A 16,621-nucleotide genomic window follows, 5' to 3' on the forward strand; every position below is an offset into this window, starting at 1 on the left:
CTAGGGATATAGCCTTTACCCCGAACCTGTTTATGCGCCTACCTTCTCCGATTCCACCCTCCGCCCTATTCGCGTCCTTCTGGTCTTGGGCTAAACGGTTGACCAGCAGTCTGGTGGCAGGGCTATTCATCCTGACCAGCGTGGCGGGCTGGGCTCCTCCGGCTCAGGCTCAGGCTGGACTAGTCCCCCCCCGGCCTGTGACGGCCATCACCACCCAGAACGACATCCCGCTGGTCAGCAATACTCCCAACGCGCCCTACGCCAACCCCTGTGACAATACTGCTACCCTTCAGGGCTGTTCAGGAGCTGCGGTAGACCTTGCCTTTGGAAGCGGCAATAACCGAGTCTTGGTGGAGTTTCAGGCCGCTACGGTTCCCGGAGGTTTGAGGCGGGTAACGGGGATAAACGAGCAGATTGAAATACGGCGCAACCTAGGCTTTGCACCCAACGGCAGCATTAGCCGAGATATCTTGTTCTACGAAAGCACCGCTATTGCTGGCGGCCCACCTCCCACCAATATTAGCCTCGCCCCCGAGGAAGCGGTGAATATTGCTGACGCTCTCATCAGTCCCATTGTGAATCGAGGGATTGACAACGTTTTTAATAACATTGGCTTCAACGAAATTGCTCCAGGTTCTGGTCAAGATACCCGTATCAACGTCGAGCGGATTGACTATATTTTGCGTGATGGTGTGGTGGTGCCCCCTGAATTTCAAGGACAGGAGGGTTTCTTGGTGCTAGAGCGTGGCGGTAATGACCCATTTCTGATTGCCGCCATCACCAGCCTTGATGCCAACGGCAACCCTGCCAGCTACGGCGATCCAGTTCTGGTGAGGGTTGCAGACTGGGGCGTTACCAACGATATCAACTTCCCGTCGGTGGTGTTTCGCCGGGAAAATGCAGGCGGTGATCTGCAAGCCTCCCACTCCGTGGGTGCTCAGTCCGTTAGGGGGATTTTCTTCCCGGTCAACGCTCTGTTATCTGCACCCGAAAGTAATAGCCGGATTTTTGGCTACTCCTTGATGGCCGCAGATGTCCCCCAAAATCGTAATGCCATCCTCGATTGGAACACCTTTCCAACGGATACGGTGGGGGCTGGGGTGGCAGCTCCCCCTGAAGGCTTGGCGGGCGGGCTTGACCTGGTGGCGGGGGGCTTTGGCCTTTTCCGGGTGCCGCGTCCACCCGTACCGGGCAACCTATTTTTGAATAAGCGGATTACCCAACTCACGGCGGCGGGCACGGCCATTCCCTTTCCTGGCACCGTTAACCCCGATGGCAATGCTGGGTTTCCAGCCCTGGAATTGGCTGGCCTAGGGCAGGGTACCGTCACCGTGGCCAACCCAGAACTGGCCCCCGCCGACCAGGTGGAATATACCCTCTATATCAACAATACGGGGGAAACTGTGGTTAGCAATGCCCAAATCTGCGACCAAATCCCCCCTGGCACTGCGTTTGCGCCCAATGCCTTTGGCGCAGGGCGTGGGGTGCAGGCCATTGCGCCCACGAACTCTCAAAATCCACCTGTGAACTATCCAACCGTGACCTATACCAATGCCGCTGATGGCGATCCAGCCACATTTTTCCCTCCCGGCGCACCGCTGCCTGCCATTTGTGGGGCGAATCAGGGCAATGGTGCGGTGGTCGTCACTTTCCCCACCGTGGGGCCAAGTCAGGTCGGGTATGTGCGGTTTCGTACCACCGTCAACCCGTTCTAGACCTAACGTTAGTTCAGCACACCACGCCCCTGCTGGGGAATCATCGAGGATGGGATGCCCAGAGCATCCCATCCTCGGTTTTTTGATGCAATCAGGGTAATCTTACCGGGGCTAATGGGGGATTCCCCTCCTAGGAGGCGGAGTAAGATCAAGATAGGCCCAGGGGTGTCCACCCTCCCTTCATTGGTGCGCCTGGGCTCAGAGGTCGCTATGGTCTACGTCAACGCCGCCGCATCGCCCACGCCCGACACCCACCCCACCACGAGGCCGATCATGATTTTTTCCCTAGGCCACGGCCCCCTCGGACGGCAGTACGCCGACCAGCGCCAGCAGATGGTGCAGCAGCAGATTGTGGGACGCGGCATCACCGATCCTAGGGTGGTCAACGCCCTGATGATGGTGCCTCGCCATCGCTTTGTGCCCGCTGATTATGCCAACCGGGCCTATGCCGATGAACCCCTACCCCTGGGCCAAGGGCAAACCATTTCTCAGCCCTACATCGTTGCGTTTATGACCGATGCTGCCTCTATCCCTGCCAATGGCAAGGTGTTGGAGGTGGGCACTGGGTCAGGCTACCAAACGGCGATCTTGGCCCAACTGGCCCAGGAGGTTTATTCCGTAGAAATTTTGACCTCCCTAGCCCAGCGAGCCGAGCAAACCCTAGGCCAAATGGGCTATGCCAACGTTCACATCAAACGGGGCAATGGCTATGAAGGTTGGGCCGACCACGCCCCCTACGACGCCATTGTGGTGACAGCCGCGCCGCCCCGCATTCCCAGCGCCTTGGTCGATCAACTGGCCATGGGAGGCAAACTGGTGGTTCCGGTGGGCCACTCTAGCCAAACCCTGCTGGTGATCACTCGCCACCTCACGGGCCTGTCTACGGAATATACCATTCCCGTGCGCTTTGTGCCGATGGTAGACGAACCTGTGGCCACGGTCTAATTTCTGTGGCCACGGCCTACTTAACGAACCGCTTGTAGCAGTCCGTAGCGGATCAGCCCGCCGTAAAGCCCCTGCCGCATGGGCCAAAGGGCGAGGGCACCTTGAATGGTCTCTGGCCCTGCTTGGATTAGACCTGTGACCGCTTCCCAACTGAAGGCAGAGGCGATCACCTCATCCCAAAAGGGGGCGACGGCCTGAGACCAGTCGGCGGTGTGTACCTGCTGGAAACCCGTATTTTCGGCCAGGGTTTGGTATTCTGGCAGCGACAGCACGTAGGGCAGGCCATAGACTCGGTAAATCCAGTCCAGTTGGCCCCGTTCGGCAGGCGTTAGCGGCCCCGCCAGGGAATCTGTGGGGCGATGGCACCACGTCACCATCAGCAGCTTGCCCCCCGGCTTGAGGAGGCGGTGGCATTCCTGCAAGAATCCCGCCTTGTTGGGCATGTGTTCGCCGCTTTCCATCGACCAAATGAAATCAAAGCTCTCGTCGGCGAAGGGCGTTTGCAGGGCGTTGGCCACCTGAAACTGAGCACAGGGGGCGCTGTCTCCGGCTAATCCCGCTGCTTCAGCCCGTTCTGTGGCGCGATTGGCCTGCACGGGGCTGAGGGTAATACCTGTCACCTTGGCGTTGAACCGGGTGGCCAACTCCAGAGCACTGCCGCCAATACCGCAGCCGCAGTCCAAAATTGCCGCCGCCTGGGTGATGTTGGCCCAGCGCAAGCATTCGTCGATCAGGTCAATCTGGGCTTGCCGCCGATCCTTCCGCACCGTGCCCGTGGGGCCGTAGTAGCCATGGTGCATGTGTTCGCCCCAGATTTGCTCCCAGAGGCCGGAGGAAGCGTCGTAGAAGGATTGGATTTGGTCGGAGAGAGGAGTAGGCATGGGGGAGGAGAGAGTTGGGAACCATCGTAGGGCACATTACATCGCGAATGCGCTCTCTTCAAGAATTGGGAAAGGCTGAAATAGGTTTACATTACTTTATTAAGAAACTGGGCGATGGGGCCATTGGGATCCAAGAAAAACGGTGGATCAAGGGTTTGGGACGATGGATAGAGGGGGATCTATAGGGGCATTATTACGATCCATTAAGGTTTGCCAGGGCCAATGATAAGAGCTGAAAACTCTCGCTATAGACTGGTTCATGATTAGGAAACCCTTACTGTATAGACCCTTTTGACCGCTTTTTAAGGGGCTCCTTAGGGCTGTCAAAGTCAGTAGTCGTGACCCAACATTGGAGTTTTAAATTCAATGTCCCATTCCGTCAAAATCTACGATACCTGTATCGGCTGCACCCAGTGCGTGCGTGCCTGCCCCCTAGACGTCCTGGAGATGGTTCCCTGGGATGGCTGTAAGGCTGGCCAAATCGCCTCCTCCCCCCGGACTGAAGACTGCGTGGGCTGTAAGCGTTGCGAAACCGCTTGCCCCACCGACTTCCTCAGCATTCGGGTTTACCTGGGTGCCGAAACCACCCGCAGCATGGGCTTGGCCTACTAGGGCTGTGCCTACGGGCTTACATCATCATAGTTTCTGCATTCTCGTTCCCTGCTGGCTTTGGTCAGTGGGGTTTTTTGATGCGCTAGGCTTAACCCTGGGCTGTAGGGGCATCAACGATAGCGACTCAGCCCTCCACAAGACTGGCTCCTCTCCCATACTGCTATGACCTTATCCGACCCCTCTCCAACCCAGCCGGATGGCGCTGACCTCAAGATGTGGCCCCTAGAGCTTCAGGCCGTGGTGCGGGGGGCGGCGGGGGGCTTTTTGTTTGGGGTGCCCCTGCTCTACACCGTGGAAGTGTGGTCGATTGGGTCGTCTACGGGGGCTTGGTGGCTGTTGACGGTGCTGGGGGCGACGCTGCTGGGGGCTTGGCTGCTGACCCAGGTGGAGGGCTTTCGCCAAACCCTCAGCCTGCATCCCCTAGAAGCGGTGATGGAAAGTGTGGAGGCGGTGGGGATTGGGGTGGTTTGTGCAGCGGTGGCCCTGGTGCTGCTGCGGCGCATCACCCTAGATACGCCCCTGGCGGAAACCTTGGGCAAGCTGGTGTTTGAAGCGGTGCCCTTTTCCTTGGGGGTGGCCCTGGCTCGGTCTACGTTTCAGGGGCGCAAGGTACGAGATCGTCGTACTACGGCCCCGCTGTCGCGCCATTTTTCCTCACCGACCCTAGCCACCGTGCGCGATGCCCTGGTGGATCTCGATGCCACCCTGATCGGCACCGTGTTGATTGCCTTCAGCATTGCCCCCACCGAGGAAGTGCCGCTGATTGCGTCGTCGTTGCCCTCCCTGTGGCTGCTGTTGATTATGGCGGCTTCCCTGGGGCTGTCCTACGCCATTGTGTTTGCCTCTGGCTTTGCCGACCGCAGCGAACGGCTCCAGCGGGGGCTTTTGTTCAGCCCCATCACCGAAACCCTGGTGGCCTATTTGGTGGCGCTGCTGATTTCCGTGATCATGATGGTGCTGTTTCAGCAGCTCAACCTCACTGACCCCTGGCAAGAATGGCTGGGTAATACCCTCGTTTTGGGCCTGCCTGCCTCCATTGGGGGGGCCGCAGGGCGTATTCTAATTTAATAAGACCTAGTAGATCGCGAACGCTTTCTTATGCCATGCCTTGGCCCTCACCCTAAATCCCTCTCCCAAATAGGGAGAGGGATTTTGAAGAATTTTCCTGCTCCCCTCTCCCTCCTGGGAGAGGGGCCGGGGGGGAGGGCTAATCTCACGGTAAGCGAGGATGTTTTCGATCTACTAAGGCTTGTGAATTAAATCGGCTTACTGAAATTGAAGCTGAACCTGCATGAGTTTGCTGAAACCCCACCCATCCTCCCCTTTGCCTGTGCCCATGGATGCCGACGGCTTTACCCGCCGCTCCTTGGCAGAATGGGTCACGTTTTGGGTGTCGGCTCTAATTTTGCTGGTGCTGGTGGGCCTGATTCTCTACGATTGGCAGGTGAACCAAAGCCGCCCCCCCGCCTTTGATGTGGCGGTCTCCGATGCCATCCGCATCACCGATGGCCGCTACTATGTGCCCTTTGCCATCACCAACACCGGGGGCCGCATCGCCAACGGCGTTCAAGTCACCGCCGAACTCCATTTCCCCGACGCCGAAGAGGAAACCGGGGAACAGCAAATCGACTTTCTCTCCGGCCACGAAACCAAGGCGGGTAGCTTTGTCTTCAGCCACAATCCCCAGAAGGGCGACCTCACCGTTAGAGTCGCTAGCTATCGCTTGCCGTAGGGGGCATCCGCGTAGCAAAGTACCCCCTAGCCCTTGACCTCATCCTCAACCCTCAGCGACCGAGGTAATCTAAAATGCCCCTGGCGATGCCGTCGGCGATTTGGTTGACGGCGGCGGGGTTGCGAAACCGAGCAGCATCCTCGGCCCCGGTGACAAACCCCGTCTCCACCAACACGGCGGGCATGGTGGTGTGGCGCAGCACATAGAACCGGGCTTGGCGAACGCCTCGGTCGCGCATGTCGGTATTTTGCAATACGCTCCGATGGATACTGCGGGCCAACCGTTCGCCGCTGGCCAGGTAGTAGGTTTCGAGGCCGTTCACCTCCGGGCGAGACATACTGATGGCGTTGGCGTGAATGCTGACAAAAATGTCGGCCCTAGCGCGGTTGGCAAACTGGGCGCGGGCATCGAGATCGACCCACTGATCGCCCTCGCGGGTCATCAGCACCGTCAGGCCAGCCTCTTGCAGTCGCTGCCGCACCCGATTGGAGATGGTGGTGTTGATTACTTTTTCCTGAATGCCGCCAATGCCGATGGCCCCAGGGTCGCGTCCGCCGTGGCCGGGGTCAATCACCACCACGGTTTGGCCACGGGGCACATTGGGAATCACCGGAGTAGACGCCACGGCAGGGGCCATCGCGGCCATGATGGTGGCGGGAAGACTGGCCGCTACGAGGCTTTGACGCACTTCTTCGGCCCGCTGCCGCTCCCGAAATAGGCCCACCTGCACCACATTTTGACCATCCACCGTCGTCCGAAACGCCTCGGGCTCCACATTGCGTACCTGTTGCAGGGTATCGGGGCTGCTGATGGGCACAATCACCCGAAAATGGCTGGCGTTCGAGGCTGGGGGGGCTGGGTTAGACCCAGGGACGCTGCTGGGTGGCGGAGTCGAAATCGGCGTGGTGGGGGCCGTCGTGGCCCCAGATCCAGAGACCACCTGGGCCGACAGCCGTGCTGAGGCCAGCCGCTGCCGCAATTCCTCCGCCCGCTGCGCCTCTTGGAACACCCCGGCCTGCACCACCTCCGCCCCATTCAGCGTCGTCCGAAAGGCGGTGGGTTCTACCGCCCGCACCTGGGGCAGGGTGGTGGGGCCAGCCACGGGCACAATCACCCGGAACTGACTGCCTTGGGCCGCCGTTTGGGCATTGCTGGGGGTGCTGGCGACAGGGGGCGTGGTACCGGGATTGGGGCGCACCGCCACTGTGGGCAAGTTGGGCTGGGTGGGCGCGGGCACATTCAGCCCACCGGAGCTATTGGAGGTGGGCGGCGTGATGGGCCGAGTAGCCGACGGGTTGACCGGGGGAGGATTCAGCGGCACCGTGGTGGGAAGGGAGGGGGCGGCGGGGCTGGTGGGTGCTGGGTTGAGGGGAGCACTCAGGGCCGGAGCCTCAGCACCCGACAGCGGCGGCAGGGGGGCCGTGGCCACCGCCACATTGGTCAGGGGGGCATCGTGGGTGACGTAGATGTGGCCCGTGGGCTGGCCGTTGAAGAGGCGACGGGTGAGCTGCCAGCCCGGATTGAGCTGAATCCGTAGGAGGCCATCGGCGCGGCCCTGGGTGCGGCCAATTTCAATGGGGGCCAGACTGCGATCTCGGTTGTGGCGGGCCAACAGCACCAAATCATCCTGGCGTTGGACGATTTCGAGCCGATACTGAACCCCCAAATCCTCACCGTTGATGCGTACCGAGTAGCCGTTACTATCGGTTTTGCGCTCGCAGGATCCCACAAAGTCAAAGTTCAGCAGCAGCGGATCAACCACCGTGGGGCCGTTGCCCTGGGCCTGCTCCTGCCAGCACTGGCGACGGTTGGGCACCTGCTCCAAGATCATCAGGTTGTGCAGCGCCCCATTACGAATGGGAGTCGCCACGGGGATGATCAGGTTAGGGTCAATAGGTTGTTGGCCAAAGGTATTGGCGGAGGCCGTAGCGGGCGTAACGAGTCCGGCCACGGCGGCGGCAACGGTGGCCGCTAGAGGCACTAGGGAACGGGTGAGAAGAGCCATAGCGGTGGGTGAGTGGGTGAGCAAACGCGGAGGATGGGCGAGGGGAGGTCGGGGGTAGACCCAAGCCGCTAATCCTATCTCAGATTGTCGGAGCTAACCGGAGTCTGGCTATGCCCTAGTGTCGCAGTTTACCGACTGTCCTTGCGTAGGGCGTGGGGAGTCGGGTTCTGGGAGAGTAAATAGGTAACAAAAAACCGACCCACAAGGATCGGCTGATCAATTAGGGCTATTCAATTAGGGCCATGACGCGCTCGCAGTTCGCGTGATCAGGATGGCCTTCCCCAGGCATTGGTGAATGGTTGGCCTAGGGAAGGTGCTCCAAGCGTCTCGCGAGAGCGGCCCTACTTGAGCCTAGGACTTGGCCTGACGGAAGCTAGTGTAGGCCCGCTCTGGGTGATAGATGTGGCAGCGCCCCACAATGGTTTTCATCAGATCCCAGGAGAAGCGGGTTTCCTTCATCAGCGGCCCCCACTGTTCCTTGAGAGAGGCGTAGGCAGGCCGCAGGTTGTAGGACGGAATGCCAACTGAGACATGGTGGGGAACATGGACGTTGATATCGTGACACAGCACCTCAACCCACTTGGGATAGTCGCAGTGGAGAGTGCCGCCGAGTTGGGCTTCCACTTCGTTCCAGGTGTCGGCGGGGCGAAACTGAATTTCGGGGATGGTGTGGTGCACCAGGGTGAAGGTGCTCATCCAGAAGTGGTAGCCCAGCCAGGGCATCAGCCAGTATTTGACAATGCCCCAAGGCCCAGCCACCGCCCATAGGGTGGGGAAAAGAATGGCGGCAAAAATTACCACAGCGGCGATGGAACGGCTCACCTTAGCTCGGTCGCGGGGCTCAAAGTTGTTGAGGTTGAAGTGCAGCACCGCCCAGTGGGCCACAGAAGCCAGCCACCATAGCCAACCCCGCATCCCTTGGTACACCCCTTTCATGAAGCCGCTGGCTTCGGTATACTCCTGCTCTGTCCAGGGTGTCCAGGCGTTGTCAATATCCAGGTTGTTGGTGTTGCGGTGGTGGATATCGTGGAGCAGTCGCCAGCTATGGAAGGGGTAAATCAACGGCAGCATAGCCAGATGCCCCACCAGGTTGTTCACCCAGCGACGATTGGAAAAGGAACGGTGGCCGCAGTCATGGCCGATGACAAAAAATCCCGTCAGCGCGGTGCCCGTCAAAAACCAGGTGATGGGCAGCAAAAACCAAGGCGAAAAATAGAGGGCGGTGTAGCCTGCAATCACCGCAGCTACGCTTAGAGCTACGGAGGCCCAGGCTTTGCGCGGATCTTTTTGAAAATAGACTTTGGGAATGCTTTGGATGACCTGCTTTAGGGTCAGGTCTTGGTAGGAAAGGACATCCGCTTGAACGGCGGAAGGCTCAGCAGTAGCAGTCAAAGAACGGTCTCCACGAAATGAACAAGGCTAGGCAACTTGGCAACACCGCTTTGAAGACAATAAACCTGCAAAAACAAATGTGCCAAAAAAATCTGTTCTTCTCTGGCTGGAAAAGAACAGTGCATACGCCGGATGACCAAGCAGTACGGGGAGAGCACGACTGAATGGAAGCCGCTGCGGGCGTGACTGTAGAACACCTGGCGGAGCAAGAAGACACCAAATGAGAGCACTTAGTATTCCTTCACATTTATACCATGTTGAACCGGGGTCGCCCACCCCTTACCTCCCCCCATCGCTGCAACCCTTGCGTTCTATGAACGACTGTCCCCAGACTCCCAGAGGGTAGGGGAAAATGAATGTAGCCTGAGTTACATTTCAGCCAAGGCCAGGGACGGTGGAGCACGGGATTGCCGTTAGCTCAGCCTAGGCATCTACGCCTTCCCTTCTTTCCCTCAACCCAACTCCTGATCGATGGAGGCCGCTGCCATGGATGTTCAACAATTTCTACACGAGTACAACCGAGGCGACCGTAACTTTTCGGGGGTCAGGCTGCATCGGCTGGACTTGCGGGGAGTCAACCTCAGCGGTATCGACCTTCGTGGGGCCGACCTCTCCCAAGCCGCCCTCGATGGCACTGACCTCTCCCGGGCCAACCTTGAGCGGGCCAACCTCTCCGATGCCGACCTCACGGGCACCGATCTGAGCGGAGCCAACCTCAAACACACCAATTTAATTGGGGCCGATCTACGGCGGGCTAGCCTCGTGGGGGCCGATCTCAGCCAGGCCGACCTGCGTACGGCCAACCTAGAGCAAGCCGATCTGCGGGGGGCAATTCTGTGTGAGGTCATCCTCAGCGGGGCTAACCTCACCAACGCCAACCTAGTCAGCGCCTGGGTAGAGGATACCCACTTAGCCGAGGCCGACCTAGGCGGAGCTAACCTGAATTTGCTGCGCCACTGCGGTGTGGATACTCGCCCCACGGGAGAATCTCGCTGGATTTCCTGGGGTATCCATTAGCCTCAGCCGTATGAATTGTGATCTGAGACACGCCAAAAAGTCGCTAAGATCACGCAAAAACGCTGGAAAAGATCACAAGGGGGCAGAGAGTGGGTCACAGTATTGCGCCCCAAAAAAGCAGATAGTAAGAACAGAAATGCATCTTACCCATTCTGGCTATGACATCTACCACCTCTCCTCCTACCCTTGCTGCCATCGCCGATCAAATCTTTACGGATCGTCGCATTACTCGCCAGGTACAGCAGGATCTGATGCAGCTTTTGCTAGGCAAAGCGCAAATCAGCAGCCAGGAACAAGCCCTCGCCCAACGCATTTTTGAGGCGATTCAGCAGGGGCGTTTGCGAGTGGTGGACTAGGTCAACAGTCGGTCGATAAACAGTGAATGATCCAAGGTCTCCTTGGCAGGGCGGCGAGTCCATCGGGTTTCGCCATGGACGGCAGCATACAGGTAGGATCGGGCCTCCGTAGGCAGCACAGATTCGGTAAATTCTGTGCCCTCAACACAGGCCGACCGCAGCGAAGCTTCCCCCAAGTGGGCGCGGGTTAGATCAGCCCGGGAGAGATTGACCTCATCGAGGTTGCCGTGCCATACCACAGCCCCCGTTAGATTAGCGTTGCACAAATTAGCTCCCACCATAGAGACGCCGCGCATGGTGGTATGGGAAAGGTTGGCGGCACTTAGGTTGGTGTGGTCGAGGTTGGCCCCGTTTAGTTTGGCATCCTTGAGGTTGACCCCCGACAGATCCAGACCACTGAGGTCTACGCCGTTCAGCCAAGCTCCCTCCAGGTTGACGGCAGACAGGCAAGTACGGTCTAGGTCGGCCCCACTCAGCCGTACCCCGGTAAGGTGTGCCCAGGCGAGGTTGGCTTCCCGCAGATTGGCCCCGCGTAGGTTGGCCCCACTGAGGTTGGCCCCGCACAGGTTCGCGCCGCACAGGTTGGCATTCCGCAGGTTGACGTAGCACAAATCTGCGCCACTGAGCTGAGTTTGGTGAAGGTTGGCCTGCACCAGAAAGGCTCCCCGAAAGCTGGCCTTGGTGAAATCAGCCCCAGCTAGGTTGGCCTCGCTCATCTTGGCAAAGCTGAAGTTAGCCCAGTTGCCCTTGGCCCCCACCAAAACAGCCTGGGTGAGGAAAGAACGGCTGAGGTTGGTGCCTTTGAGGTTGGAGCGACTGAGATCGACCTCGACCAGAATGTGGTGGGCCAAATCGGCCCCGGCCAACTGAATGCCGACGAAATCGCGGTAGCCTGCCTCGTAAAGTTCAAGAAAGTACTGAATGTTCATAGTACTGCGGTGGGAAGTCCTGGTAAAACCGGACTCACGGAGGGCGATGGTGGGCACGGTAGTTTCCAAAATGAGAACAGCAAACAGGAGACTGAGAGAGTCGCTATCGTCCCAGGTGTGGCTGTAGCTCATCGCGAGACGAAGCTGGACGGTAGCTTGAGTGCTGGTGATGTAACAGGCAAGTTGAGAAAAAGGCAAGATAGCAAAGGATGCCCATGAAGTCACTGAACCAAGGTTCTCGGTGGCTATATCAGGCCCATGCTGCGGAAAATAGAGAATTGATAATGGTATCAAATTTTGGTCTGACTGGATAATTCAGTGCTTCTAACTAGGCCAATCACTGGCTATAGATGGCAGAATGAATGGTAAAAATGCCTATAGCCTAGATCTAGCACGCTAAATTAAAGATGGCGAAGATCAAGAAATTAACAACTTAGATCAATATTAAATATTTTTTAACATTTGCCATTGCGGGAGCCAAAACCTCCTGACTAAAGATTAGTTGGTTTTGCCATTCCTGTCAGTCTATATTGAGCTTGTTTGATATTTCAGTGTGAAACTTATCAGTTATCCGATGATGCAACGACTCGTTTTTGGCCTCCTGTGGCTGAGCTTTGTCGGGTATGCCGTGCTCCTAGCCCCTCCCGATCAGCCCGATATCGCCGATCTCATCCTGCGCCTGTCCACCGGAAACTGGGATGGCCTCAACCCAGCGCTGATTGCTCTGTTCAATGCCATGGGTCTCTGGCCCATGGTCTATGCTGCCGTGGCGCTGGTGGATGGCCGAGGGCAGCGAATCTGGGCGTGGCCCTTTGTGGGCGCTTCCTTTGCGGTAGGAGCCTTTGCCCTATTGCCCTACCTAGCTCTGCGATCCCCTGTTCCCTGGGTTGGCCCAGAGGATCGACTGTTGCGGGTGGTTGGGAGTCGTCTGTTGGGCGCAAGTTTGGCCCTGGCGGCCTTGGTGCTGCTGGGCTGGGGGCTCATCTATGGCGATTGGTCGGCCTTCTGGCAGCAGTGGCAAACCTCCCGGTTTGTCCACGTCATGACCTTGGATTTTTGTGCCCTGTGGCTCTTGTTCCCGGTTCTCTTGATCGATGATCTGCCCCGACGTGGTCTCCGTCAGGGGTGGGTAATTCCCTCTGTCTTGGCGTTGCCCCTCCTTGGAGCCGCGCTCTACCTCGCCCTGCGGCCTCCCCTGCCTAGAGATCAGTCCAGTCAAGCGCCAACCCTCGCCCCAGTACCGGAGTCATCGGGTCTGGGCTAGCGTGAGGCTCTGGAGCCCTAGTGTGTCCTTCTAAAATCCGACTGGGCCTGCGGCTTACGCATTCTCAGTGGTCTCTTCGGCAACAGTATCTTCGGTAACAGCCTCTTCGGCCACAGCCTCTTCAGCGGCGGTGTCTTCGGCAGTATCGCTGGGGGCCAAAAGGTCGTCGGGCTCTTGCAGGGCGGGGGGCACCACGGCCACAGCAGCAATGGCGTCTTCCCCATCCAACCGTTGCAGCCGCACCCCGGTGGCCGGACGAGACTGGATAGAGATGTCGTTCACCCGCTGACGAATGATGATGCCTCGGTTTGTCACCAGCATTAGTTCGTCGCCATCGCTGACCACCCGCAGGGCCGCTAGGGTGTCGTCGTTCTTGCGGAACTTGATGGCCTTCAGCCCTAGCCCCGCCCGGTTTTGCAGGCGGAATTTCGACACAGGCACCCGCTTCCCTAGGCCAGAGGAGGCGATCACCAGCACCCAGGGGCCGGGATCGTTGGTGGCAACGAGGGTATCTTCGTCGTCTTCGCTCTCGCTATCGGCAGCGGCCTGCACGGCTTCAACCACTTGGCTCGGCAGAATATCCATGCTGATCAACTCGTCGCCATCGCGCAGGGCCATGGCCCGTACCCCACGGGTGGGCCGACCGAGGGGCCGCAGTTGGTCGTCGTCTACCTTGAAGTGGATGGTCATGCCGTGGCGGGAACCGATCAGAATGCTGTCGGTGCTGCGGGCGAGGCGCACCCAGCGCAGTTGGTCGCCCTCTTCGAGGGAAATGGCGATCAGACCGTTGGCCCGGATATTGCTGAAGGCAGAGAGGGCTGTTTTTTTAACGAAGCCACCCCGCGTTAGCATCACCAGATAGTCTTCATCGGTGAATTCCCGCACCGATAGCACCGAGGTAATCACCTCTTCCTTGGGGATGGGCAGCATTTGCACGATGGGAATGCCCCGCGCTGCCCGCGAACCTTCGGGCACCTGGTAGGCCCGCATAGAGTAGGCCACGCCTCGGTCGCTGAAGAACATCAGATAATCGTGGGTGTAGCAGGTGATGAAGTGCTGAACGCCATCGTCCTCCTTCATCTTGGCTCCGGCCTTGCCACGGGTGGCGCGGCTTTGGGCCTCAAAGGTGGTGACGGGCATCCGCTTGATGTAGCCCTGATCCGTCACCAGAATGACTACCTGCTCGTTAGCGATGAGAGAAATGTCGCTGAGTTCACCCTCGTCCATCTCGATGGTGGTGCGGCGGGGGGTGTTGTGCTTGGCCTTGAGATCGCCCAGCTCGGTGATGATAATTTCGAGAATCCGCTCCCGACGGGCCAAAATATCCTGAAGATCCGTGATTTTAGCCATCAGGTCTTCGTGTTCGCTCTGGATTTTGTCGGCCTCGAGGGCGGTGAGGCGGCGCAACTGCATTTGTAGAATGGCGTCCGACTGCACCTCCGAGAGGCCGTAGGTGTCCATCAATTCCTGCTTGGCGGTGGGGGTGTCGGCGGCGTGGCGAATCAGGGCAATCACCGCATCCAAGTTGGCTAGGGCAATCAGATAGCCTTGAAGGATGTGATCCCGCTCCTGGGCCTTGCGCAGTTCGTAGCGGGTGCGGCGGGTGATGGTCTCTTCCCGGAACTCCAGGAATACCTCCAGCATTCGCTTCAGGCCCAGCAGTTGGGGTTCCCCGTTCACCAGGGCCAGCATGTTGACGCCAAAGTTGTTTTGCAGCGGCGTTTGCTTATAGAGGTTGTTTAGCACCACGCGGGGGTAGGCGTCGCGCTTCAGTTCGATCACGATCCGCATTCCGTCCCGGTCGCTCTCGTCGCGGATGTCGGAAATGCCCTCTAGTTTGCGCTCGTTCACCATTTCGGCGATGCGCTCGATCATGCCCGCCTTGTTGGTTTGGTAGGGCAGTTCGGTGATGATGATGGCTTCTCGGTCGGGCCGCCCCCGGTGCTCAATGGTTTCCAGACTGGCCACGCCGCGCATGGTCACAGAGCCGCGCCCGGTGTTGTAGGCATCGCGAATGCCGCTGCGGCCCAGGATTTGGGCTCCGGTGGGAAAGTCCGGGCCGGGGATGATCTCCATCAATTCGGCGGTGGTGATGTCGGGGTTGTGGATCAGGGCGATCACGCCGTCGATCAGCTCACCGGGGTTGTGGGGCGGAATGTTCGTCGCCATCCCCACGGCAATGCCGGAGGAACCATTCAGTAAAAGCTGGGGCAAGCGCGAGGGCAGCACCACGGGCTCCTGCTGGGAACCATCGAAGTTATCGGCAAAATCGACGGTTTCCGACTCGATATCCTGCAACAGGGAGTCGCTGGTCAGGGATTGCAGGCGGCATTCGGTGTATCGCATCGCCGCCGGAGGGTCGTTGTCGATGGAGCCAAAGTTGCCGTGACCATTGATCAGCGGCGACCGCATCGAAAAATCCTGGGCCATCCGCACCAGGGCATCGTAAACCGCCGTATCGCCGTGGGGGTGATACTTACCCAGCACTTCCCCCACCACCCGGGCGCACTTACGGAAAGGCCGATCCGCCGCCAAACCCAGTTCGTGCATGGCATACAGAATGCGACGATGCACAGGCTTGAGGCCGTCCCTGGCATCGGGCAAGGCTCGACCCACGATCACGCTCATGGCGTATTCCAGATAGGAGCTTTCCATTTCGTTGCGTAGATCGGTGGGAACGATACGCTCTTCTGGGGTTGCCATGGGCAGAAAAACTCCGAATTTGCGAACAACAAAGCGCTAGTCAGACCCTCGCACCGAATGGTGCTGAATAGCGCTTGAAAGGCTTGATTTTTGGGGACTCGTGCCTGGTCTATTTTAGCACAGAAGCCTTGTTTGTAAGTCCCTAGGGCTAGGGCTGCAATGGGGCTAGGCTCCTAGGCGGTGACGGGGGAAATGGTTGTAGTGCAGTTCGGGTAGGGTTGCGGCGGATCTTGGAGGCCCAGCAAATCCTCACCGTGGCCAAGGAGAGAACCCGTCGTCGGCACGATAACCCGATGGTGTAGTAATGCGGGTGGCAGAGTTGCGTTCACCGCATTAACGAACGTAACCTGGAGGCCGAGACTATTGAGGGCCTCCCGCAACGTTTTGACGTTCAGCGATTGATCCATCATTTGAGTGCGCCTCCACCGAAGGCTCTACAAAGATTTCTTCTGCGATGGCCATAGGATTCGCACCTAGCCCTATCGCAGTGGCTGAGCGACTTCATTCTAAGGACTTTAAAGTTCTCCTCCTTTAATGAATTAGCGCCGTAAATTGGATCGAGTATGAAGTATTGGAGAAACTAAACCCATGGGAATGCCTTGTGAAGTGAATAGCATGCTGAAGTTAACGCCTGCCCAGGGATATCCTCTTCACCTTAAGAAAGGTGGAAGACACGTTGTCCAAAAGGAAGGATATCGAATCATCCCGATTGATGTGCCGATTCCTTTGGTTGATGAGAACTGGTTTGCCCAAGCAGATATTAGAATCTACAAGCTGGTTTGGGAAAATGGTGTGACTCAAATAAGCTTTGAGATTGATCGAGTTTATGAGTTTCCGGTGTTGACCAAAACTTAAAACTCAGGCCATCCTTAGGCCATCGATAAAAGGCTGGATAGCGCTACGGTTTTTCTGAGGCGTTTTAGCTGATTCCTTGGCCTCACCATGGATCGTCCAAACCCTGGATCTGACCGTTGGCTGATGGGCTACCATCTCTTTCCTCCGGCTGTTGTGATGCTCAGCTTGTAGCGCTATGATGCGGCCTGCCCAAGCCAGTTTTCGCTAAGGCCACT

15 protein-coding genes are annotated in these 16,621 nt (G+C 58.2%); 9 read left to right on the forward strand and 6 right to left on the reverse strand.

All coding sequences use genetic code 11. The annotated features are described in order from the left end of the window. Nucleotides 1-32 precede the first annotated feature (32 nt). Together GFS31_RS02705 and GFS31_RS02710 are read left to right on the forward strand one after the other, a co-directional pair. Nucleotides 33-1,715: a DUF11 domain-containing protein gene (locus GFS31_RS02705; RefSeq protein ID WP_198806757.1), complete on the forward strand. Its 1,683-nt coding sequence runs from the start codon at nucleotides 33-35 to the stop codon at nucleotides 1,713-1,715. 210 nt (nucleotides 1,716-1,925) lie between these two features. Continuing rightward, nucleotides 1,926-2,660, forward strand: a complete 735-nt coding sequence (locus GFS31_RS02710; RefSeq protein WP_225907543.1) for a protein-L-isoaspartate(D-aspartate) O-methyltransferase — start codon at nucleotides 1,926-1,928, stop codon at nucleotides 2,658-2,660. Between the two features lie 20 nt (nucleotides 2,661-2,680). On the opposite strand, the gene GFS31_RS02715 is transcribed toward GFS31_RS02710, so the two are convergent. Beyond that, the gene (locus tag GFS31_RS02715) at nucleotides 2,681-3,541 is read right to left on the reverse strand and encodes a methyltransferase domain-containing protein (protein ID WP_198806758.1); all 861 of its coding nucleotides are present in this window, start codon (nucleotides 3,539-3,541) and stop codon (nucleotides 2,681-2,683) included. Nucleotides 3,542-3,907: 366 nt separating this feature from the next. Between GFS31_RS02715 and psaC the strand changes: the two genes are divergently transcribed. From psaC to GFS31_RS02730, 3 genes are all read left to right on the forward strand, one after another. Next, a complete protein-coding gene (gene psaC / locus GFS31_RS02720) occupies nucleotides 3,908-4,153 on the forward strand; it encodes a photosystem I iron-sulfur center protein PsaC (protein ID WP_012307203.1) in 246 nt (81 codons plus the stop codon). Between the two features lie 162 nt (nucleotides 4,154-4,315). After that, complete coding sequence (locus GFS31_RS02725; RefSeq protein ID WP_263974888.1) at nucleotides 4,316-5,221, forward strand: TIGR02587 family membrane protein; 906 nt, start codon at nucleotides 4,316-4,318, stop codon at nucleotides 5,219-5,221. A 223-nt stretch (nucleotides 5,222-5,444) separates the two neighbouring features. Continuing rightward, nucleotides 5,445-5,885, forward strand: a complete 441-nt coding sequence (locus GFS31_RS02730) for a TIGR02588 family protein (protein WP_198806759.1) — start codon at nucleotides 5,445-5,447, stop codon at nucleotides 5,883-5,885. Between the two features lie 52 nt (nucleotides 5,886-5,937). Here GFS31_RS02730 and GFS31_RS20910 read toward each other — a convergent pair whose 3' ends face one another. Both GFS31_RS20910 and GFS31_RS02745 read right to left on the reverse strand, forming a co-directional pair. Continuing rightward, nucleotides 5,938-7,890, reverse strand: coding sequence for a DUF3747 domain-containing protein (locus GFS31_RS20910; protein ID WP_225907544.1), 1,953 nt, complete (start codon nucleotides 7,888-7,890; stop codon nucleotides 5,938-5,940). Between the two features lie 351 nt (nucleotides 7,891-8,241). Further along, nucleotides 8,242-9,282: a fatty acid desaturase gene (locus tag GFS31_RS02745; protein WP_198806760.1), complete on the reverse strand. Its 1,041-nt coding sequence runs from the start codon at nucleotides 9,280-9,282 to the stop codon at nucleotides 8,242-8,244. A 486-nt stretch (nucleotides 9,283-9,768) separates the two neighbouring features. Between GFS31_RS02745 and GFS31_RS02750 the strand changes: the two genes are divergently transcribed. Next, nucleotides 9,769-10,299: a pentapeptide repeat-containing protein gene (locus tag GFS31_RS02750; RefSeq protein ID WP_198806761.1), complete on the forward strand. Its 531-nt coding sequence runs from the start codon at nucleotides 9,769-9,771 to the stop codon at nucleotides 10,297-10,299. A 158-nt stretch (nucleotides 10,300-10,457) separates the two neighbouring features. Then, nucleotides 10,458-10,655, forward strand: coding sequence for a hypothetical protein (locus GFS31_RS02755; RefSeq protein ID WP_198806762.1), 198 nt, complete (start codon nucleotides 10,458-10,460; stop codon nucleotides 10,653-10,655). Here GFS31_RS02755 and GFS31_RS02760 read toward each other — a convergent pair. Further along, nucleotides 10,652-11,782 carry a pentapeptide repeat-containing protein gene (locus GFS31_RS02760; RefSeq protein WP_225907545.1) on the reverse strand — a complete coding sequence of 377 codons (1,131 nt, stop codon included), beginning with the start codon at nucleotides 11,780-11,782 and terminating at the stop codon, nucleotides 10,652-10,654. The two genes, GFS31_RS02755 and GFS31_RS02760, sit on opposite strands and share 4 nt — an antisense overlap. A 376-nt stretch (nucleotides 11,783-12,158) precedes the next feature. Between GFS31_RS02760 and GFS31_RS02765 the strand changes: the two genes are divergently transcribed. Beyond that, a complete protein-coding gene (locus GFS31_RS02765) occupies nucleotides 12,159-12,848 on the forward strand; it encodes a DUF2834 domain-containing protein (protein ID WP_198806763.1) in 690 nt (229 codons plus the stop codon). A 54-nt stretch (nucleotides 12,849-12,902) separates the two neighbouring features. On the opposite strand, the gene gyrA is transcribed toward GFS31_RS02765, so the two are convergent. Both gyrA and GFS31_RS02775 read right to left on the reverse strand, forming a co-directional pair. Continuing rightward, nucleotides 12,903-15,551 carry a DNA gyrase subunit A gene (gene gyrA / locus GFS31_RS02770; protein ID WP_198806764.1) on the reverse strand — a complete coding sequence of 883 codons (2,649 nt, stop codon included), beginning with the start codon at nucleotides 15,549-15,551 and terminating at the stop codon, nucleotides 12,903-12,905. Between the two features lie 173 nt (nucleotides 15,552-15,724). Next, nucleotides 15,725-15,961, reverse strand: a complete 237-nt coding sequence (locus GFS31_RS02775) for a hypothetical protein (RefSeq protein ID WP_198806765.1) — start codon at nucleotides 15,959-15,961, stop codon at nucleotides 15,725-15,727. Nucleotides 15,962-16,145: 184 nt separating this feature from the next. On the opposite strand from GFS31_RS02775, the gene GFS31_RS02780 reads away from it, so the two are divergent. Next, nucleotides 16,146-16,406 (forward strand): DUF2584 family protein, encoded by a 261-nt coding sequence (locus tag GFS31_RS02780; RefSeq protein ID WP_225907728.1) that lies wholly within the window; start codon nucleotides 16,146-16,148, stop codon nucleotides 16,404-16,406. Nucleotides 16,407-16,621: the final 215 nt, after the last annotated feature.

This window comes from Leptolyngbya sp. BL0902, assembly GCF_016403105.1.
Lineage (GTDB): Bacteria > Cyanobacteriota > Cyanobacteriia > Phormidesmidales > Phormidesmidaceae > Nodosilinea.